Origin of the sequence: Clostridium gelidum (genome assembly GCF_019977655.1) — a bacterium.
Lineage (GTDB): Bacteria > Bacillota > Clostridia > Clostridiales > Clostridiaceae > Clostridium > Clostridium gelidum.
On the sequence record NZ_AP024849.1, the window covers coordinates 3,888,261 to 3,908,329 of the forward strand.

Consider the following 20,069-nt stretch of genomic DNA (forward strand, 5'->3'; position numbering starts at 1 on the left):
AATTCCTCCTTAATAATTAAAGCATTATATACTTTTTAACAACTAATTTTTTTTGCTCTTTTCTTTTCTAATAATTTTGACACTAATAATCCTAATAAGAATAATCCAATAATAATTGTCGTAAGTGCATTTACCTCTGGTGATATTCCTGACTTAACCATTGAATATACTTTAACTGGGAAAGTCATAGTCTTTGTACCTGCAATAAAATTACTTATTATTAAATCATCTAAGGAAAGTGTAAATGCTAAAAATCCACCTGACATTACACCAGGCATTATCATTGGCAATGTTACTTTTAAAAATGTTGTTCTTCTATTTGCCCCTAAATCCATTGAAGCTTCTTCAACAGATTGATCAAAACCACTTAATCTTGATTTTATGGTAATGATAACAAATGGAACTGTTAATGTTGTATGTCCTAAAATAAGAGTTAACATTCCAAGTGGAAAACTTATTGCACTAAATATTGATAATAATGCAACTGCTAAAACAATTTCTGGTATAACAATTGGAACATATAGTGCATTATTTATAACTGATTTACCTTTAAAATTAAACCTAGTTAGCCCCACTGCGCCTATGGTTCCTATAATAACTGCTAGAATTGTACTAATTACAGCAATAATTAATGTATTTCCAAATATAGATAACAATTCTGAATCATGAAATAACTTCACATACCATTCAGTAGTGAATCCTACCCAATGCGTATTCGCCTTTTCATTATTGAATGAAAATATTATCAAAATAATAACAGGTATGTATATATACGAATAAACTAACATTGAAAATATTGAAGAACTTAAGCTTTTAATTTTTTTTCTTCTTTCTCTTTTAGTCATTTATTTTGCCACCCCCAGATCATCTAGATCTCCAATACGGCTATACAAGTATAATACTAATAACGTAATAGCAATCAATACTAATGATATAGCTGCACCAAAAGGCCAATTTTTAGCTGTAGTAAATTGATTTTTAATTAAGTTACCAATCATCAAAGTTTTTCCTCCACCTAAAACATCAGCAGTAAAATAGTATCCAAGTGATGGAATGAATGTTAAAATAACACTAGCAAAAATTCCTGATGACGTAAGTGGAAGCGTTACTTTCATAAATGTTTTATATGGTTTTGCACCAAGATCATTTGATGCTTCTATTAATGATTTATCAAGTTTTTCAATAGCACTGTAAAGTGGTAAGATTGCAAATGGTAACAAGACATATACTATACCTAAAGTAACCGCATAATCATTGTATAATAATTGCAATGGTTCTTTTGTTAATCCAATTGCCATTAAGAATTTATTTACTATTCCTGATGCATGCAAAAGAATAACCCAACTATAAGTTCTTACCATGGAGCTAGTCCAAAATGGTATCATTATTAACATAATAAGTGCTCCACGTTTTTTAATTGGTTGTTTTGTAAGATAATAAGCAAATGGATATCCTATCAAAATACAAATTATAGAAGAACCAAGTGCAATTCCAATTGAGTTTAAAATTACTTTAAAATACAGTGGATCAAAAATTGTTTTATAATTTTCTAATGTAAATTTATATTCTATTCCTCCATAAGTTCCTCTTGTCATAAAGCTCATGAAACCTACATATATCAAAGGAACAATTACAAAGATTGTCATCCAAAAAGAAATTGGTCCAACCATTGAAAGTGTAGGTGCTATTTTACTTTTTAGCTTTCTCTTACTCTTTTTATTTTTAATTGATTCATCAACTGCTCTTCCCTTTTTCATTTAATTCCCTCCTTTTGCGTCTTATCTAATAAATCTACTAATTTATCATCATTACGCTTTATAGGAACTCCTCCATTTTCATCCCAATATAAATAAACAACTTCATTTTCTTTTAGTTTTTCCGAATTTGGGAATCTATTTACTTTTATCTCATCTCCGTTAGAAAGGACAACCATAGTTTTTATTAATGCACCAACATAAATATGATCTTTTACAACTCCTGGAAGTGAAAATCCATCTACTGGTGTCTTTGAATATTTCATATTTTCCGGTCTTATTGATACATATAAAGTTTCATTAACTGAAAATCCATTATCCTCAGTTTGTATGTTTCCACACTCAGCAGCAATTATTAGCTTTCCATTTTCTATTTTAGTAACAACGCCTTCTAAAATGTTAGATTCTCCTATAAAACTTGCTACAAATTTAGTCTTTGGATGCTCATATATTTCATCAGGTGTTCCAATTTGTTCTAAATAACCACCATTCATAATTGCGATTCTATCGCTCATAGTTAATGCTTCTTCTTGATCATGAGTTACATAAACAAAGGTTGTTTTCAACTTTCTTTGTAATCTTTTAAGTTCTACTTGCATTTGTTTTCTAAGTTTTAAGTCTAATGCTCCGAGTGGTTCATCTAATAGTAATACTTTAGGTCTATTTACCAATGCTCTAGCAATGGCAACACGTTGCTTTTGTCCACCAGACATTTGATCAGGCTTTCTTTTTTCAAATCCTGTCAATTGCACTAATTCAAGTATTTCATTTACTCTTTCCTTGACTTCTGCTTTTGGTACTTTTTTTATATTTAAGCCATATGCAATATTGTCAAATACTGTCATGTGAGGGAATAAAGCATAATTTTGAAACACTGTATTTACATTACGTTCATATGGTTCTTTATCTTCAACTCTTTCATTTTCAACTTTAATTATTCCTGAAGTAGCATCTTCAAAACCCGCTATCATCCTTAATGTTGTAGTCTTTCCACAGCCTGATGGCCCAAGCATTGTTAGGAATTCCCCTTCTTCAATATTCATGTTTAAGTTTTTAACAACTTTATTATCACCATAAAATTTTTCGACATTTACAATAGATACAATTGGTTCACTCATATTTTCCACACTCCTTATTGTTCTCTGAGGATGCATATAACTTTACTAAAATAAAAATAGCCAAAAACAGTTAAAGTATATTAACCGCCTTTGGCTATTTATATATTAAATTCTTCATAAGTTATAATGCTTTTTCTCCTCTTTCTCCTGTACGTATTCTCATTACTTCTACAACATCGTAAACAAAAACTTTACCATCACCAACAGTACCAGTTCCCAGTGCTTCATAAATATCAGTTAGTACTTTATCTAATTCACTGTCTTCAATTACTGTCATAACAAATATCTTAGGTAATAAATTTATGTTTAATTCTGGCAAATTCATTTCAGCAACATATCCTCTTTGTGTGCCGCATCCCATAACTGTAGATACAGTCATTCCATGACAATTATGAGCAGTTAAAAGTTCTTTTAATCCTTCTAGTTTATCTGGTCTTGTAATTATTTCTACTTTTTTCATAATATCCACCTCAATCTTTATTTTTTAGTTGTATAAAATTCATTGGTTTTATCCAAAAATTGGAGCCTATCACATTAAATATATGATAGACTCCTTTGTCTTTACACTATTTTAAATTTTATAACTTTTTCCTTTTTTAATTCATATTTCTCTATTAACATTCAATAAACATCTTTGTTTCTTGTTTTTTAACTTATCTATATAATAATACTTTATTTTAATCTTTTCTATATCCATACATTCTAATATTTTTGTCCATATTGACCAAAACATTTTACTTTACTTTAAAATCTTATTAATGTATAATGCAATTTTCACATTTATACAATGATCAAAGTTATGTAAATCGCAATTTAATAGGTCTTCTATTTTCTTTATACGATATTTTAAAGTATTTCTATGTAAAAATAGTTTTTCTGCTGTAACTGTAATATTACAATTTTCATTTAAATAAGTTTCTAATAGTTGAATTGAACTAATATCCTTGGTTGTATTATCACTTTCTGTAATTGGACCTAAAACATCTAAATAATAATTTTCTAATACTTTCTTATTTTTAATACTAAAAAGAAGTCCATAAATTCCTATATCTTTATATTTAGTAATTGTATCATCTAATCCTTGGCACTTTGCACTATTAATAGCTAGTTCTGCCTCATTTAATGATTGCTTCATCATTTTTAAATCCTTATAAGAATTACCTATTCCTACACTTACCGAAATTCCATCTATACGTTTTTTTATTACCTCTTTTATTTCTTTTAAAGCCTTGTCCAATCTATTCATGTAATTTTCTTCACATTTGCTAAAAAATATTACTGCATCATCCTTATCAATAATTGGAACTTTTAATGCATATTTTTCTAATATGTCTTGAACTATTTTTCTAAATGTAATCTTAAGTTTAGATATACTTATTTCATCTTCCAATTTCTTTGTTTTTAAAAATTTTTCAAATCCATCAATATCTATAACACATATGCAACATTCACCATCTAAATTATATCCAAAATAAGCAGCTTTCTCTATTGTTTCACCTTCTAATTCACCATCTCCAAAAAGAATATTACTCAAAAAGTGATTTAGTGAATTTTCTTCAATACGTGACAATACAATTGCATTGCTTATTTCTTGAGAAATCTCGACTAATTTTACTTTCCAAGGTAGTGTAAATAAAGGAAATTCAATTTCATTTGCAAGATTAATTGCTTCTTGTGGGATATCGTCAATGTATGGCCCTATATTTACTATTAAGCCCGAACCATTCTTTTCACTAATTCCTTTAATAAGCTTTGTTAATACACTCATATCACCTTTCATACCAACACCAGTAATAAATACTATTTCTCCACCTTGTAACCACTTAATTCCTTCTAACGGATCTTCAAAACATTCTGCTACATATATCCATTCTACATTTCTTTCCAATCCTATCTTTCCTGCTACTAATTCCATTTCTTTAAGAGATTCTAATTTTTGAATATCTTTTACTATAATTGACATAGCATCACTCACATCCCCCTGTGAAGATACAAATAAATTTACACATGTTATATTCATATGTAAAAAATTTCTCTTCTTCTGTATAAGGCACAATCAAAAAATAACAATTCCATGTGCCTAAAGTTCTTATATTTTTTATATTATCATATTACTATATATATTTGCAAAATTATGCGAATTTTTAGTAATCTAAAAAAGGCTATGGAATTGTAATTTTCCATAACCTAAAAATATATTCACAATATAATGATTCCCTGAACTATTATTGTTCTTCTTCATATTGTATTATTGTAAATTCTACAGTTTCAGGACAGTCAGGGCATTGAAATGTCAATTCATCAAATCCCATTTGCTCTGCTGTTACTCTCTTTCGTGCTGCATATATAAAAGGATAAAAAGCATTTATTGCTGTTAAGCAAACATTAGCTGATTTTTCTTTATTTAACACGGCTCCATCTAAATAAATTTTATCTCCTGCCTTGTACAACTCACACTTTGAACTTTTTACAACTAATTTTACCTTACACTCTTTAAATTCGCTCATAATTAACACTCCTTTTTTTTCAATGCACAGTTTACAATTCACAATGTGCATTGTTAATTACCTATAATGATTTATAATAAATATCCTTAATTTCCTCCAAAGTAAATTCTCTAGGGTGATTTACGATACTTGGTTTTGAGACTTTCATACAATTTTCTGCCATCCACTGCACATCCTTTTCTCCAATTCCAAGTTCACCTAAAGTCACTTTCAAATTAATCTTTTGAAGAAATTCTCTTATAACATCTGCACAATCTCTTGCATCAGCGCCTCCTAATAACTTTGATATATCACTATATTTTTCTATATCACTATCCCATGACGCCTCAACAATTATTGGTGTAAGTGCTGCAAGACCTTTACCATGAACAATATCACAAAGCCCACTTGCTGGATGTTCCATACCATGAGGTGCTGTTACCCCTGCTACTCCAATTACCATACCACCTAAAGTACTAGCTAAAGTTACATTTTCCCATGCGTCCAAATCAGTTGTATCATTGTATACTTTAGTTAAATTTTGTGCTAATAATTTTATTCCATAAAGAGCTTTCATATCTGTTAATGGTTGTCCTATTTTTGATACATACGCTTCCATATTATGTGCTAATGCATCAAAGCCAACAGATGCAAGTATGTGCTTAGGCATTGTAATCATAAGCTCTGGATCAATAATTGATGCTTTTGCAATAATTGAATTTGTTCTAAGAGATTTCTTATCCTTAGTTTCTGGATTAGTAAGAACAGAAAAACAGTTTCCTTCACTTCCAGTTCCACATGTTGTTGGTACCAAAATTATAGGTAATGCTTCACTTCCTTGCTTTATTCCAAATATATATTCTGATATATCCCCAGGATTTTTAGCAGAAAATGCAATGCTTTTAGCTGCATCCATTATACTACCACCACCAATTCCTAAAACAACATCGCAGCCTGTTTCTTTTATAACATCTACACCATCATATACTGTTGTAATAAGTGGATTTTGTTCTACCTTATCAAAAATTTCACATTCAATATTTGCTTCCTTTAATAAATTCACTGCTTTATCAAGTAAACCACTTTTCTTTGTACTACCTCTACCTGTTACTATAAGAGCTTTCTTTCCATACTTAGCGACTTCACTACCTACTTCATTTATTCTCCCTCTTCCGAATAAAAGATTTATTGGCAAATTATAATTAAATTTCATATTTAATAATCCTCCTCACACATATGTAAAATATTTTTAATAAGGCACATAAAAATAAAGGCATCTTTTTAATAAAGACACCTTTGTCTACTTAATGGTAGCATATTAAAATATATAAATCTATTATCTTTTATAACAATATTTCAGTGCAGTGTGCACAATATAGTTAATCTTTTCTTCTATGATTTCAACTAAATGAATTTGATTATTCCATGAAATTCTTAATATCTCTTAAAGAAATAACTTTATATTTTATTATTTATTTTTATATAGTATTTTGTTATATATTTATTTGATTTTCAAATTTTTATACAATTATATAAATTTATGTGTACTTTTTTATAATATTAACTTATTATATTAATAAGTTAATTGATAAATCATTATATTATTAAATATATTGTTTAATTATTGATATTTTTTATAACTTATTATTATTAATTTCATATAAAACTTCTATGTTTATAAACTCCAACTGTTTTTTAACTTAATTTTATTAGTAGAAGGAGAATACACATATGAAATTTTTAATTAAATTCAATCGAGACAAAATATATATAAAAAAGCTCATAAACTTTTTCAAATTTAATAATAATATTACTAAAAGTGATAAAAATTCACTTAAATACAGTAAACTTTTCTTTAACTTTAATAAAGATTCAATTAGCTTTAAAGTTCTCTTAAGAGTTTTGCCAGTTGTAATAATAACATTATTGACGCTGACAATTTGCACATACTATTTAGGACAAAGAGTCCTTTATTCTAATAGCAAAGATTTAATTAGTCAAATAAGTAATATTACTGCACAAGATATAAATGATATTATGACTAATCAAATAAAATCTGTTGAAAGTCTAGCAAATAATCCGTTTATATCCAATCCAAATACATCCCTAGAAGATAAACTAAAAATCCTAGTAAACGAAAAGAAATTTCAAAAATATTCCGATATGGGAATTGCAACTTCTGATGGAAAATTGACACTAACAAATGGTGCAGTTATAGATATAAAAGATTCTGATTATTTTAAAAAAGCATCTTCTGGATCTTCTTATGTTTCGGAACCTTTCCTTAATAGTCTTAATAATAGTTCTGTAATTGCCATATCTGCACCTATTAGAGATATTAATAATCATATTGATGTTCTTGTTGCCTTTAAATTTGGTGATGAATTATCTAATATTAGCAAGAAAATATCCTTTTTGAATTCGGGTAAAGCATTTGTAGTTAATTCAAATGGTAAACTCTTAGGGTATTCTAATAATTCTTATGTTCAAAAGGGGAAAAACATTACTGATTTATTAAAAAATACTGATGGATCAAATGTTGATGATTTAGTTAATTTAATTTCTTTAGGTAAAAGCGGTTCTAAAGATGTTGTTTGTGATGATACGCAGCAGATTTTGTCCTATTCTATAGTTCCAACTACTGGATGGTGCATTATATCTACAGTAGATAAAAAAGATTTGTTAAACACCTTTAGTAGTTTAAAAATAATAAATATTATTTTAGGGATTATAAGTTTAATGCTAATATCTTTAACCTTAATATTTGTAATATCCAAAATTTCTAAAGATATTTTATATGTCGCAAATATAATGAAAGATTTTGCTAAAGGCAATTTTTCTACAAAAATAGATGCTAAATATTTAAATAAAAAATCTGAGACTGGTATAATGTGTAACTCCTTAGGAGAGATTCAATATTCTCTTAACAAAAGTATTTATACACTTAAATCACATTCATCAGATCTTAATAATGAATCTAGTGAGCTTTCATCAATATCAGAAGAACTATCCTCTTTAATTCAAACTATAGCTAAAGCAATTAGTGAAATTTCTCAAGGTGCTGAAAATCAAACTATTAATTTAGCAAATAGTACTCTTAATTTAAATGAATTCGGAAAAAGAATTTCAACAATTACAGAACAAGTTAATAATGTTACTATAAGCTCCTCCACTATTGGAGATAAAGCTAAAAAGGGCAATATAGAACTTGAAGCCTTAATAAGTTCTATAGAATCACTTAACAATAATTTTGAAAATTTCACTATATCTTTAAACATAGTAACAAACGATATTAAAGACATTAATGAAATGACAGCTTTAATTAATAATATTTCACAACAAACTAATCTCTTATCTTTAAATGCTGCAATTGAAGCTGCTCGAGCTGGAGAGGCCGGAAGAGGATTTTCTGTTGTTGCTAATGAGATAAGAAATCTTGCAGAAATGAGTAAAGATTCTGCTCAAAAAATATATACCATTGTAGCAAAGGTTATACAAAATACAAATGAAATAGTAATTAATACAAACAATATTCATACTGATATTAAAACTCAAACTCTTGTTGTCAATGATACAATAACTGTTTTTAAAGATATTTCTGATTCAGTTGAAAAAATGATACCTACAATGTACTCAATTGCTAAAGATTTCGTTGCTCTAGATAGTGAAAAAGATTCTTTAGTAAATAATATATCCAATATTTCTTCCGTATCTGAAGAAATTTCAGCAACTACTCAGGAAATTTATGCCTCATCTGAAGAATTAAGTTCTGCAAGTTCTGTAGTTGCGAATTCAGCTAAAAAAGTTAGTACTTTATCAACTGAATTAAATGAAAGCTTTGACCAATTTAAATTTTAATCTTAATTATTTATAAAAATATAGAAAAGGGACTATTGCAAAATCATTTGCAATAGTCCCTTCTATATAATAATATTTTATCTGAATAGTTTGATTTATATTGCTTTATTAACTTTAGGTTTTGATTCTAAAATTGATAAGTAATTTAATTGTGTCATTGAAAGTGGATCTAATATTTTTTCTAATTCTTCAGCTGCTAATATTCCTTCTTTTAACACAAGTTCTTTAATAGGAATTCCACATTTTAATGATTTTTTAGAAATATCAGCAGCCTTTTTATATCCAATATAAGGACACAGAGCTGTTACAATTCCTATGCTACTGTCTAAAAGCTCTTTACATCTGTCTTCATTGGCAGTAATCCCCGAAATACAGTTATCTACTAAAGTCATAGTAGCATTTTTAAGAGTTTCTATAGATTCAAATAAGTTATAAAACAGAACAGGTTCAAAAGCATTTAGTTCTAATTGCCCAGCTTCTGCTGCCATAGTTATTGTAAAATCATTACCAATGATGTTAAAAGCAACTTGAGAAACCACCTCTAAAATAACAGGATTTACTTTACCAGGCATAATTGATGACCCATTTTGCATTGGTGGTAGATTGATTTCAGAAAACCCTGTTTTAGGTCCACTTGATAATAATCTTAAATCATTTGCCATTTTAGAAAGATTAACTGCAGATGTTTTTAAAATTCCCGAAACACTTACAAATCCATCTAGATTTTGAGTTGCATCAATTAAATCTTTTGATTGTACTATATTAAATCCACTTACTTTATTTAAATTAGCTGTAATGTTATATAAATATTCAGCGCTTACATTTATTGATGTTCCAATAGCTGTACCTCCAATATTTACAGTTAGCATTTCTTTTTCAGCTTCTTTTAAGCGGTTAATATCACGTTTTATCATTGAAGCAAAAGCATGAAATGATTGACCAAGTCTAATTGGAACTGCATCTTGCATTTGAGTACGCCCCATTTTAATAACATTGTTAAATTCTAAAGACTTTAGTTCAAGTGCATTATATAAACGTTGAAGTTCTGAAATGGCTTTTGGTATCATTTTTAAAACTGTAAGTTTTCCGGCAGTTGGAAAAACATCATTAGTTGATTGAGCCATATTTACATGATCATTTGGATGTATGATGTCATAATCACCTTTTGTACCACCAAGCAATTCAATAGCACGATTTGCAATAACTTCATTAGCATTCATATTTGCAGAAGTACCTGCGCCACCTTGAATTGGATCAACTATAAATTCTGTGTGTAACTTACCACAAATTATTTCATCACATGCATTTATTATTGCATTAGCAATAGTAGTCTCTAAAAGATTTGCATTTCTATTTGTAATAGCAGCAGCTTTCTTTACTTCTGCAAGACTTACTATAAGATCACTGTGAATTGTCTTGTTTGTGATTTGAAAATTCATACTTGCTCTCAAAGATTGAATTCCATAATAAGAGTCCATTGGTATTTCCATACTTCCTATTGAATCAAATTCCATTCGCATTTTCATATAAAACTCCCCATTTCTATAATTTTATAATTTTTAATATTTTAAATCCAAAATAAATTTAAATTGTATTTTATTACTAATCCTCTGAACATATTGAAGATTATCATGCTTTAAAATCAATGTAAATATTTTTTTAAAATTGTGAATAAAAACTATAAATGAATATAACATACTTAATTAAAAATAATTAATATGCAAATATGCTTAATATTATAAAGTATATATTTTTACAGATAATACGAATTAAATTTTTAAAAATTAATATATAATTCGTTAATATCATAATATTCACCTCATATTTATAGATTAAACTAAAACACATGACTATTTTTAACTATTATTCTTATTAAAAGCAAAAATTAATAATATACAAAGTTACTTCTAACTTCTGTCGGACAAAAAGAGTTAATATTCTTAATCAACATAGTAAAAAAGGCTTGTATATTTTGATTAAAGACTTTAAAATATAAATAGTAATTTGATAATTATGCAACAGACATTTCTTCAAATGTTTTAATCTTAAAAATCAAGTTTAAAATAAATTAATAAAATAGCGCAAAGAAGCGTATCAAAAACAAAGTATTGTTTTGATATGCTTTTTTATCACTAAATTTAATAACATAAAATTATAAAGAATAGAGGTATATTACATGGATAAAATTGATTTTAAAATTATCGAACTTTTACAAAAAAATGCTAGGTATCCCCTTAAGCATTTAGCCGAGGAAGTATTTTTATCAACACCAGCAGTATCAGCACGTATTGAAAAATTAGAGAACTCAGGAGTTATCACAGGATATACAGCGCAAGTAGATCCTTTAAAACTTGGATATAATATTAAAGCATTTATTAATTTAGAAATGACACCAACCCAAAAAACAGAGTTTTATCCTTTTATAGCTCAATGCGCAAATGTCCTTGAATGTAATTGTATAACAGGAAAATATTCTATGTTAATTAAGGTAGCTTATCATACAACTTTAGAGTTAGATGCTTTTATTGGAAAACTCCAAAAGTTTGGAAACACAGAAACTCAAATAGTTTTTTCTACAGCAGTTGAACATAGAGGAATAGGTGTGTCTTAATATGGCTGAGTATTTAATTAATATCTATCTCCTTAATGTTGCTAATCCATAAATTTGGTAATAAAAATAACCTGCAGAGTTTTACCTGCAAGTTAGTCAATATAAAAATGACATATTGTTATTTTAGCATTAAATTACATTATATTCTTATGATGGAACATATGTAATAACTATGATATGATTGTATAGTAAATTTAATAATTTACAGAAGTACAAGGAGGTAATTATGGAGGAAACACTTAAAGAAAAACTTCCCGAACCAGAATTAATTACAAGAAGCAGAAGGAATTTAAATATTATACAAGCCGTATTAATAGGTTTTAGAGTTATAACTATTCTGTTATATGTTGCATTTTCAATTATGGGTGTAGAATATCTGGATGGAGATATCCTTAAATGTATTGTAGAAATAGGTGTAATATTCATGATTTTACATGTTATCAAAAGTGGATATAAGAAAATTGCTATACTTCCTCTAATCGGGGGGCTTATATCTGTTAAATATGTGAGTGAAAGTTTTAGTTTGTCTAATGGTAGCATTCCTCTTACACTTATCAGCTACTTTATAGCACTTATGACATTTTTTCAATTTGCCTCTATGACATATATTCTTGCAAGCAAAAAAATCGAATTTTATTGCTACTATGCTTTATATAATAAGAACAATTAAAATTTCAAGGATTAAAACTTATTCATTATGTAAAATAACAGTCTACTGTTTCACTTGAAACTTAGACTGTTTCTTAAATTTCACTTCTTTCTAATCAAATCATAATACTGGATAGTCATCACTAGAATTACAGCTTGATTCTTTTTATCATTTGCCTAATTCCTATACTCTTATCAACTAATTCATGGTATTATACTATTATAATGATTCCAATTTAGATTATTCAAAAATTGTAATTATTATAATTTAACAATTGGAGGATATATTAATGCTTAAAGTTGATTTTCATGTTCATACAACTTCTTCTGATGGAGTTATATCCCCTATAGAAGTTGTTCAAAGAGCTTATAAAAATAATGTAAAATACTTAGCTATAACTGATCATGATACTCTAGGTGGCTTAAATGAAGCTATTGAAGAAAGTCTTAAATATGATATCACTTTAATTCCCGGTATCGAATTATCAACTCAGTATAATAATGAGAGCATCCACATTTTAGGTTTCTTTAAAGATGATAGCTATAAAAATGTAGAACTTATAGATGAATTAGCAAAGATTAAAGATCATCGAATTATTCGAGCAAAAATAATAGTTCATAAACTTAAAGAGACATTTAATATAGAAGTTAATTTTGATAAAATTTTTAAAGATGCTAAGGATACTATTGCAAGACCTCATATTGCTAGGGAAATAATTAAATGTGGTTATCCTTACACTGTTGACGAAGTTTTTGATAATTTTATTGGTAAGTCATGCAAAGCTTATGTTCCCACTTTAAAATTATCTACTATTGATGGAGTAAAACTTCTAAAAAAATATAATGCTATTGTATTTTTAGCACATCCTAAATTTATTTTTAATTCTAGTATTAATGAGTTCTTAGAAATGAATTTTAATGGCGTGGAGTCTATTTATTATCAAAATACAGATGAAGAAAACCACAAATTTATAAAATTAGCAAATGAAAATAATTTACTAATTTCTTGTGGTTCTGATTTTCATGGCAATTTAAAAACAGATACTCGTCATGGAGATATAGGTTCCGTGGAACTACCATATGAATATTTATCAAAATTACTTTCTGCCTTAGATATACCTATAACGTCTAACTTCCAATAATAATATATACCGAAATTTATAGATAATTTTATAAAATTTCATGTAAAAGAGATATAATAAAGTAACTTTATTAAGTCATTTTATAATATCTCTTTTTATATATATTTTTTTATGTTATAGATTTCTAATATATATCTAACTCCTAGGTTATACTCATATTATGGATATAACTTAATCATGATTTTGTAGAATCTTCAGTAACTGGAGCAAATGCTTGCCACCTTATTTCGGCGGATATCGAATCGCATAACTATGCTTCTATTAAGAAAGCTCTATAACCTTTCATTGTTTCAAATATATCAACTTTACTTGCAACTTCCCATGGGGCATGCATATTATGAAGTGCAACTCCACAATCTATTACTTCCATATTGTATTGAGCTAATATGTAAGCAATAGTTCCACCGCCACCAACATCAACCTTACCAAGTTCTGCTGTTTGAATTGAAACATCATGTTTCTCCATTATACCTCTAAGCTCTGCCATATATTCAGCATTAGCATCGTTACAGCCTGATTTTCCTCTAGCTCCAGTATATTTGTTAAATACCATACCATGACCAAAGAATGCTGCATTTTTCTTTTCCATTACAGCTGGATAATTAGGATCAAAAGCTGCACTAACATCTGATGATAACATCTTTGAATTAGTAAGACATCTTCTTAATTTAAGATCTGAATATCCTTCAACTCTATCAATAATTTCTGCAACTATATTTTCAAAGAATCTTGATTGCATTCCTGTAGCTCCAATGCTTCCCACTTCTTCTTTATCAACTAAAAGGCAACAACAAGTCTTATCTGTTTCTTTTATTTCAAACATAGCTAGTAGCGAAGTATATGAGCACACTCTATCATCATGTCCATAAGCCATTACCATACTTCTATCTAATCCATAATCTCTAGCTTTTCCTGCTGGAACAATTTCTATTTCAGCTGATAAAAAGTCTTCTTCTTCAAAATCATACTTTTCTTTAAGTATTTTTAATATATTAGCTTTAACAGCTTCTTTTTTTGTTCCTTTTAATGGTATACTTCCAACTAATACATTAAGATCTTCACCTTCAATTACCTTGTCACCTTTTTTACCCATTTGCTCTCCAGCTAAATGAACTAAAAGATCAGATACTCCAACAACAGGATCACTTTCATCTTCACCAATACAAATATCTATTACAGTTTTATCTTTCTTTACCACTACTCCATGTAGTGCTAATGGCAATGTAACCCATTGATATTTCTTAATTCCACCATAATAATGTGTATCAAGTAGCACTAATTCACTATCTTCATAAAGTGGATTTTGTTTTAAATCTAATCTTGGTGAATCAATATGAGCTCCGAGTATTTTCAAGCCCTTTTCTATTGACTCTTTTCCTATAATAAATAAAGCAACTGTTTTCCCTTTATTATTTGCAAAAACTTTATCCCCTGGTTGCAACTTTTTGTTATCGCGTATAAAATCTTCTATGTCCTTATATCCTTCAGTTTTTGCAAGTTTTATTGCTTCTTTAACACATTCTCTTTCAGTTTTGCATGTTGACATAAAATTTTTATAACCTTCACAAAATTCAAATACCTCTTTAACCTGTTTATTATTGTATTTACTCCATGCATTCTTATTTAAATCTTTTTCTTCATTTTTCATAATTATTACTCCTTTTTTTATAATATTTATTTATATACCATTAAGATCATTCATTCTACTTTCTATTACATCAACTGGTGTTATTTTAGACATTAGTGCATATCTATAGTTAACTGCTGCTGCTTCTATAATCACTGCAATATTTCTACCTGGTCTAATTGGCACCGTTAATTTTTTCACGTCACTTCCTAGTATGTTCATATATTCATTATCAATTCCTAGTCTATCATAATCATTATCATCTTTCCAATGTTCAAAATGCATAACCAATTTTATTTCTTTCTGCTGAACTACTGAACTTAATCCATACAGCGTTGTGACATCAATAATTCCAATTCCTCTAACCTCTAACATACCTATAGTTATTTTAGGAGATGTTCCTATTAGTTGTCCATCTATTTCTTTTATGTCAACAGCATCATCAGTTACAAGTCTATGTCCTCTTTTTATAAGTTCTAATGCAACTTCACTTTTTCCTATTCCACTTTCCCCAGTAATTAATATCCCGATACCAGAAACATCTACTAAAACTCCATGTAGTCTTGTTTCTGGCGCAAGTTTATCTGCTAAATATAATGTTGTTTTACTTATAAATTGTGTACTTACTAGATTACTTCTAAGAAACCATATTTTATGTTTTTTTGCTTCTCTTATAAATTCAGGATGTGGTTCCAATCCTCTAGTTATTATTAAACAATTTATATCAAAACTAAAATATTTTTTTACTCTTTTCTTTCGCAGTTCAATTTGCATATAATCTAAGAAACTCCATTCTGCTTTTCCTATAATTTGTATTCTCTCTGGAGCAAAATAATTATAAAAACCTGCTAATTGTAGTCCTGGTCTATTGATATCATTTACTGAAATCTCTACCTCGTCTTTGCCTTCTACTAACACTTCTAGATTTAAATCATCTATTAGCTTTTTAACTAAAACACTCATCTTCTATCATCCTTTTTTCCCATTTTTAGGTTCTATTCCATCTAATTGTGATTTAAAATTTCTTCTAACATTTTCTAAATATCTTTTTCTAAGTTTTCCTTGTAACTCTTTTTCTTCTTTTGTAAGTTCTCTTTCTTGACTAAGCTTGTATAATAAATTAATCTTTTCCACAGCATCTTCTATTTTTATATTTTGAACGTCCATTATATTTTCATCCTTTCAATCTATATATGAATAATTTTATCACTTAAAAGAATATAATCAATACGAAAATTTTCGACATAATAATTTTTTTCTTCTACTTAATGTCGAACACTATTTATGTAAAATATATACAATTATGTTCTTATGTACCACGGAATAAATAGAAAAATATATTTAAAGCTACTTTTTGCTACATCTCTGCCAATCTTTGTCAGTAATTGTAATATGAAATATTTTTACAAATTTCACTTTGTTGTTTATAATAAATACATATCAACGACCAAGTATGAAAAAAAGAGGTGTAATTATGAAATTTTTGGTACTTTTGAAACTTAAATGCAATATCTTATTTAGGAAAACCTTTCTTAATATGTTGTTATTGTTCTTCTCACCAAGAAATAACTTTATAATTATCTTATCTCAAAATTTGGACAAGCATATTGTTTTATATCAAAAAGAATTATTTTCTGCATATAATCACAAACAACATAATTCCAAATTGCTTAAAGATATAGCCGCTTAGAATAAACGCTTTTATTATTAATATTGTTTATATCAAAGTGCTTGAAGATAATAAAGTTTTAAATTTTCTATTCAAATTCAATAAAATTAAAGCATGAAAGTTAGATTTAATTAAGCTTTCATGCTTTAAAAATTCTATACTTATCTTATGCGTAAAAAAACACCTCATTACTGAGGTGTTGAATTCAATCATAGTTCCCAACATGTCGTTCACCTATATGTTCAATACCTGCGCCTCGCAGGTGGGTTAAACTCAATTCACTTCTGCCATCTTCTGTCACATTAAGTGATATAAACGAAGCCCGACATATATGAATATATTGCAAATCCCGATAATATCATGTAGGTTGAACATTATAAGCTTTACGTGCATCTCAGGAATTCTATAATTTAATTATATCATAACTTTTTATATTTTCAAGAATATTTTAATAATAGATTTCTATCCATAGTAATCGCTTAAAATATCCTCCATTTCATTATCAGTTAATTCATCTGAAAATGCTGCTATAAACTTGAAATAACTAGCTTCCCCACTATCCATTCCAAGTTCTTTATACTTAGATTCTATTTCAAATTCTTCCATTATCTCTTCAATTATAGATTCTACATTGTCTACTGCAATATCTCTTAAATATGGAATATAGTATTCTTTATACCATTCATCACTTTCTGGCTCAAAATCACTTTCTTCAGTTGAATAAGCTTTTGCTGAACTTAGCTCTTCTTTATCAAAGTCATAATAAAATCTTATTATTGTATAATTACTTTTTAGTTTTAATTCTTCTATGTCTGCTAAATCATTATCTTCTAAATAGTTTATTATTTCTGAACTTTTCATTTATCTCACCTCTACTTAGTATAATAACTTTTTATATTCTTTTTTTATTTCTTCAAACTCTTTATCATCTTCTACAGCATTCAATTCTTCATTACCATCTTCATCTACATCTACTCTAAAAGCAAACATGTCTTCGCTTCCTTCATCTACTGGTGATAATAATAAATAACCTTGTTCTCCTAAATAAACCTTTGCTATTGCCTCAAAATCAACTTTATTTCCATCTTCATCTTTGAATGACATTATTTCTTTTTCTTCCAAAACGTTCACCTCATCTTTTATTTCTAACTTTATTATATGATATTTCATGTTTTTGTCTATATTTTTTTAATATTTTCTCTAATAATTGTGATTATTTTTCTAATTTTCTGTATTAATTCACAATTTATAATTCATAGTGAGTTCATTATATGTATATTCCTAACCACTAAAAATTATATTTTTCTTACACATAAAAAAATAAGCTCAATGCATTTTCAATATATCGCATTGAGCTTTTTGATTCAAAATTCATATGAAAATTCTTATTTACTTTGTGTTTTCTAATTGTAATATATCTTGCTGTAATTTAAACTCTCCAAAAACACTATAAATATCTTTATTTCTCGCTTTTGCCACTGCCTTCACTATTGCATATGCTATTACACTATCAGCAGAATGATGCAAGATAGCTCCAACAGCTGTTACTATTAATAATTGGTAGACATTAAACCCTATAAAAGGTATTACCACTAACATTTCTAGTATGCCGTGAATAGGTGCTGTAATAATTGCTGCTTTAGTATAACTATGATTTTTCATAATTATTTTTGCTCCAATATATCCCACAACAATATGTGTTGCTGCTCTTGCTACTACTGGTGCTGGTGTTCCTGATAATACAAATCCAATTGTAGAACCAATTCCAACTACAATTGCAACTGCTGGTGATATAAGCATTGATAACATCATTGGTACATGTGCAGCTAATGTTGCTGTAAATGGTGGAATAATAATCTTTAAAAATCCAAATTGAATAGGAATTATAATTGCGAGTGCAGTAAGTAATCCTGCATATACCATTTGTTTAATTTTAATATTCATTTATTTTATTTCCTCCTCATCTCTCTACTGTATATACACTAGTATATATTATATATCTCCGCAAGTAAATATTTTTTATAAACTATGTACAATTTTATGTATGCTTTCTTTAAATAAATTTTAATTTCTTCCTATAATGTTGTATTTATTTTGTACACCTTTTATAATATAATTAGCTTTATAAGTTATATTTATACATTAAAGAAATAAAATAATTCTTATGATATTATCTTTAAAATTACATATTCAAGACGAGGAGATTAAAAAAATGGAAAAAATAAATATACTTGGTACTGGTTCTGCTATGGTTACAAAGTGTTACAATACATGTTTCACGTTATCAAAAGACGAGGAACATTTTCTTATTGACGCTGGTGGAGGTAATACCATACTATCAAATTTAGAGAAATTAAATATATCTATTGCCCAAATACATAATATGTTCATATCACATAATCACAACGATCACATATTAGGCAGTGTTTGGGTTATTCGGGCTGTAGCTCAGAGTATATTAAATGATAAATATACTGGAAACTTAAATATTTATTGTCATGAAACTTCAATTACTGCAATAAGATCAATTTGTTCATTTGTTCTTCAAAAAAAATTCTTAAAGCTATTTGATATTCGAATCATATTTAATGAAATTGAGAACAATTATACAACTACCATATTAAATAGAACTACTACTTTTTTTGATATACATAGTACTAAAGATCTTCAACATGGATTTAAGACTATATTATCAAATGGTAAATCTTTAACGTTTTTAGGAGATGAACCTTATAGAGAAAATATAAAAATCTATAGTGAAAATGTAGATTATCTATTCCATGAAGCATTTTGTCTTTATTCTCAAAGAGAAATATTTAAACCCTATGAAAAACATCATGCCACTGCAAAAGATGCATGTAGAAATGCTAAAGAATTGAAAGTTAAAAATGTTATTTTATATCACACAGAAGATAAAAATTTAGAGCATAGAAAAGATTTATACATAGCTGAAGGCAAAGAAGAATTTGATGGCAATATCTATATGCCTGATGATTTAGATGTAATAGATCTAATATAGATATCCACATTTTAAATACTCAAAAAAATGGAAGGTATGCTTTTCTAAAACAATTGCATACCTTCCATTTTTATTGATTAGTAGTAACCTTAAAATTCTAATATTGCTAAAAGTATTTTTATATTTCTAAGCAAGTA

Annotated in this window: 19 protein-coding genes and 1 other RNA gene; 5 read left to right on the forward strand and 15 right to left on the reverse strand. The window is 27.7% G+C overall.

The annotated features are described in order from the left end of the window. Positions 1 to 35: 35 nt before the first annotated feature. From psyc5s11_RS17890 to psyc5s11_RS17920, 7 genes are all read right to left on the reverse strand, one after another. Complete coding sequence (locus psyc5s11_RS17890) at positions 36 to 845, reverse strand: ABC transporter permease (protein ID WP_224033841.1); 810 nt, start codon at positions 843 to 845, stop codon at positions 36 to 38. Further along, positions 846 to 1,757: an ABC transporter permease gene (locus psyc5s11_RS17895; protein ID WP_224033842.1), complete on the reverse strand. Its 912-nt coding sequence runs from the start codon at positions 1,755 to 1,757 to the stop codon at positions 846 to 848. Next, the gene (locus tag psyc5s11_RS17900) at positions 1,754 to 2,872 is read right to left on the reverse strand and encodes an ABC transporter ATP-binding protein (protein WP_224033843.1); all 1,119 of its coding nucleotides are present in this window, start codon (positions 2,870 to 2,872) and stop codon (positions 1,754 to 1,756) included. The genes psyc5s11_RS17895 and psyc5s11_RS17900 overlap by 4 nt, the downstream gene beginning before the upstream one ends. A gap of 121 nt (positions 2,873 to 2,993) precedes the next feature. After that, positions 2,994 to 3,332, reverse strand: a complete 339-nt coding sequence (locus tag psyc5s11_RS17905; protein WP_224033844.1) for a P-II family nitrogen regulator — start codon at positions 3,330 to 3,332, stop codon at positions 2,994 to 2,996. Between the two features lie 279 nt (positions 3,333 to 3,611). After that, positions 3,612 to 4,835: a PucR family transcriptional regulator gene (locus tag psyc5s11_RS17910; protein WP_224033845.1), complete on the reverse strand. Its 1,224-nt coding sequence runs from the start codon at positions 4,833 to 4,835 to the stop codon at positions 3,612 to 3,614. Positions 4,836 to 5,097: 262 nt separating this feature from the next. Beyond that, positions 5,098 to 5,379: a TIGR04076 family protein gene (locus tag psyc5s11_RS17915; RefSeq protein ID WP_224033846.1), complete on the reverse strand. Its 282-nt coding sequence runs from the start codon at positions 5,377 to 5,379 to the stop codon at positions 5,098 to 5,100. 61 nt (positions 5,380 to 5,440) lie between these two features. Further along, complete coding sequence (locus tag psyc5s11_RS17920) at positions 5,441 to 6,571, reverse strand: iron-containing alcohol dehydrogenase (protein WP_224033847.1); 1,131 nt, start codon at positions 6,569 to 6,571, stop codon at positions 5,441 to 5,443. A 518-nt stretch (positions 6,572 to 7,089) separates the two neighbouring features. Here psyc5s11_RS17920 and psyc5s11_RS17925 point away from each other — a divergent pair. After that, positions 7,090 to 9,216: a methyl-accepting chemotaxis protein gene (locus psyc5s11_RS17925; RefSeq protein ID WP_224033848.1), complete on the forward strand. Its 2,127-nt coding sequence runs from the start codon at positions 7,090 to 7,092 to the stop codon at positions 9,214 to 9,216. A gap of 95 nt (positions 9,217 to 9,311) precedes the next feature. On the opposite strand, the gene psyc5s11_RS17930 is transcribed toward psyc5s11_RS17925, so the two are convergent. Next, positions 9,312 to 10,742, reverse strand: coding sequence for an aspartate ammonia-lyase (locus psyc5s11_RS17930; protein ID WP_224033849.1), 1,431 nt, complete (start codon positions 10,740 to 10,742; stop codon positions 9,312 to 9,314). A gap of 650 nt (positions 10,743 to 11,392) precedes the next feature. Here psyc5s11_RS17930 and psyc5s11_RS17935 point away from each other — a divergent pair. The 3 genes from psyc5s11_RS17935 to psyc5s11_RS17945 all read left to right on the forward strand — a co-directional run bounded on the left by psyc5s11_RS17935 (position 11,393) and on the right by psyc5s11_RS17945 (position 13,617). Then, positions 11,393 to 11,827 carry an Lrp/AsnC family transcriptional regulator gene (locus tag psyc5s11_RS17935; protein WP_224033850.1) on the forward strand — a complete coding sequence of 145 codons (435 nt, stop codon included), beginning with the start codon at positions 11,393 to 11,395 and terminating at the stop codon, positions 11,825 to 11,827. Positions 11,828 to 12,053: 226 nt separating this feature from the next. After that, positions 12,054 to 12,497 (forward strand): hypothetical protein, encoded by a 444-nt coding sequence (locus psyc5s11_RS17940; RefSeq protein ID WP_224033851.1) that lies wholly within the window; start codon positions 12,054 to 12,056, stop codon positions 12,495 to 12,497. 268 nt (positions 12,498 to 12,765) lie between these two features. Continuing rightward, positions 12,766 to 13,617 carry a PHP domain-containing protein gene (locus psyc5s11_RS17945; protein WP_224033852.1) on the forward strand — a complete coding sequence of 284 codons (852 nt, stop codon included), beginning with the start codon at positions 12,766 to 12,768 and terminating at the stop codon, positions 13,615 to 13,617. A gap of 250 nt (positions 13,618 to 13,867) precedes the next feature. On the opposite strand, the gene psyc5s11_RS17950 is transcribed toward psyc5s11_RS17945, so the two are convergent. The 7 genes from psyc5s11_RS17950 to psyc5s11_RS17980 form a co-directional block, all read right to left on the reverse strand. Then, positions 13,868 to 15,265 carry an aminopeptidase gene (locus psyc5s11_RS17950; protein WP_224033853.1) on the reverse strand — a complete coding sequence of 466 codons (1,398 nt, stop codon included), beginning with the start codon at positions 15,263 to 15,265 and terminating at the stop codon, positions 13,868 to 13,870. A gap of 30 nt (positions 15,266 to 15,295) precedes the next feature. After that, entirely contained in the window at positions 15,296 to 16,207 is a 912-nt protein-coding gene (hprK, locus tag psyc5s11_RS17955) for an HPr(Ser) kinase/phosphatase (protein ID WP_224033854.1), read from the reverse strand. A gap of 6 nt (positions 16,208 to 16,213) precedes the next feature. Then, positions 16,214 to 16,411, reverse strand: coding sequence for a DUF896 domain-containing protein (locus tag psyc5s11_RS17960; RefSeq protein ID WP_224033855.1), 198 nt, complete (start codon positions 16,409 to 16,411; stop codon positions 16,214 to 16,216). Positions 16,412 to 17,124: 713 nt separating this feature from the next. Then, positions 17,125 to 17,317: non-coding RNA, 6S RNA (gene ssrS, locus psyc5s11_RS17965), on the reverse strand. A 58-nt stretch (positions 17,318 to 17,375) separates the two neighbouring features. Continuing rightward, positions 17,376 to 17,774 (reverse strand): hypothetical protein, encoded by a 399-nt coding sequence (locus psyc5s11_RS17970; RefSeq protein ID WP_224033856.1) that lies wholly within the window; start codon positions 17,772 to 17,774, stop codon positions 17,376 to 17,378. 15 nt (positions 17,775 to 17,789) lie between these two features. Further along, entirely contained in the window at positions 17,790 to 18,035 is a 246-nt protein-coding gene (locus psyc5s11_RS17975; protein WP_224033857.1) for a DUF1292 domain-containing protein, read from the reverse strand. Between the two features lie 267 nt (positions 18,036 to 18,302). Further along, complete coding sequence (locus tag psyc5s11_RS17980) at positions 18,303 to 18,857, reverse strand: ECF transporter S component (RefSeq protein ID WP_224033858.1); 555 nt, start codon at positions 18,855 to 18,857, stop codon at positions 18,303 to 18,305. Positions 18,858 to 19,125: 268 nt separating this feature from the next. Here psyc5s11_RS17980 and psyc5s11_RS17985 point away from each other — a divergent pair, with 268 nt between their 5' ends. Continuing rightward, positions 19,126 to 19,932 carry an MBL fold metallo-hydrolase gene (locus tag psyc5s11_RS17985; protein ID WP_224033859.1) on the forward strand — a complete coding sequence of 269 codons (807 nt, stop codon included), beginning with the start codon at positions 19,126 to 19,128 and terminating at the stop codon, positions 19,930 to 19,932. Positions 19,933 to 20,069: the final 137 nt, after the last annotated feature.

Bases quoted from the DNA above. Each gene is read 5' to 3' on its own strand.
- psyc5s11_RS17950 (WP_224033853.1), bottom strand. From the start codon at position 15,265: ATGAAAAATGAAGAAAAAGATTTAAATAAGAATGCATGGAGTAAATAC.
- psyc5s11_RS17970 (WP_224033856.1), bottom strand. From the start codon at position 17,774: ATGAAAAGTTCAGAAATAATAAACTATTTAGAAGATAATGATTTAGCA.
- psyc5s11_RS17910 (WP_224033845.1), bottom strand. From the start codon at position 4,835: ATGTCAATTATAGTAAAAGATATTCAAAAATTAGAATCTCTTAAAGAA.
- psyc5s11_RS17920 (WP_224033847.1), bottom strand. From the start codon at position 6,571: ATGAAATTTAATTATAATTTGCCAATAAATCTTTTATTCGGAAGAGGG.
- psyc5s11_RS17940 (WP_224033851.1), top strand. From the start codon at position 12,054: ATGGAGGAAACACTTAAAGAAAAACTTCCCGAACCAGAATTAATTACA.
- psyc5s11_RS17925 (WP_224033848.1), top strand. From the start codon at position 7,090: ATGAAATTTTTAATTAAATTCAATCGAGACAAAATATATATAAAAAAG.
- psyc5s11_RS17905 (WP_224033844.1), bottom strand. From the start codon at position 3,332: ATGAAAAAAGTAGAAATAATTACAAGACCAGATAAACTAGAAGGATTA.
- psyc5s11_RS17980 (WP_224033858.1), bottom strand. From the start codon at position 18,857: ATGAATATTAAAATTAAACAAATGGTATATGCAGGATTACTTACTGCA.
- psyc5s11_RS17900 (WP_224033843.1), bottom strand. From the start codon at position 2,872: ATGAGTGAACCAATTGTATCTATTGTAAATGTCGAAAAATTTTATGGT.
- psyc5s11_RS17930 (WP_224033849.1), bottom strand. From the start codon at position 10,742: ATGAAAATGCGAATGGAATTTGATTCAATAGGAAGTATGGAAATACCA.
- psyc5s11_RS17985 (WP_224033859.1), top strand. From the start codon at position 19,126: ATGGAAAAAATAAATATACTTGGTACTGGTTCTGCTATGGTTACAAAG.
- psyc5s11_RS17915 (WP_224033846.1), bottom strand. From the start codon at position 5,379: ATGAGCGAATTTAAAGAGTGTAAGGTAAAATTAGTTGTAAAAAGTTCA.
- psyc5s11_RS17890 (WP_224033841.1), bottom strand. From the start codon at position 845: ATGACTAAAAGAGAAAGAAGAAAAAAAATTAAAAGCTTAAGTTCTTCA.
- hprK (WP_224033854.1), bottom strand. From the start codon at position 16,207: ATGAGTGTTTTAGTTAAAAAGCTAATAGATGATTTAAATCTAGAAGTG.
- psyc5s11_RS17960 (WP_224033855.1), bottom strand. From the start codon at position 16,411: ATGGACGTTCAAAATATAAAAATAGAAGATGCTGTGGAAAAGATTAAT.
- psyc5s11_RS17895 (WP_224033842.1), bottom strand. From the start codon at position 1,757: ATGAAAAAGGGAAGAGCAGTTGATGAATCAATTAAAAATAAAAAGAGT.
- psyc5s11_RS17935 (WP_224033850.1), top strand. From the start codon at position 11,393: ATGGATAAAATTGATTTTAAAATTATCGAACTTTTACAAAAAAATGCT.
- psyc5s11_RS17945 (WP_224033852.1), top strand. From the start codon at position 12,766: ATGCTTAAAGTTGATTTTCATGTTCATACAACTTCTTCTGATGGAGTT.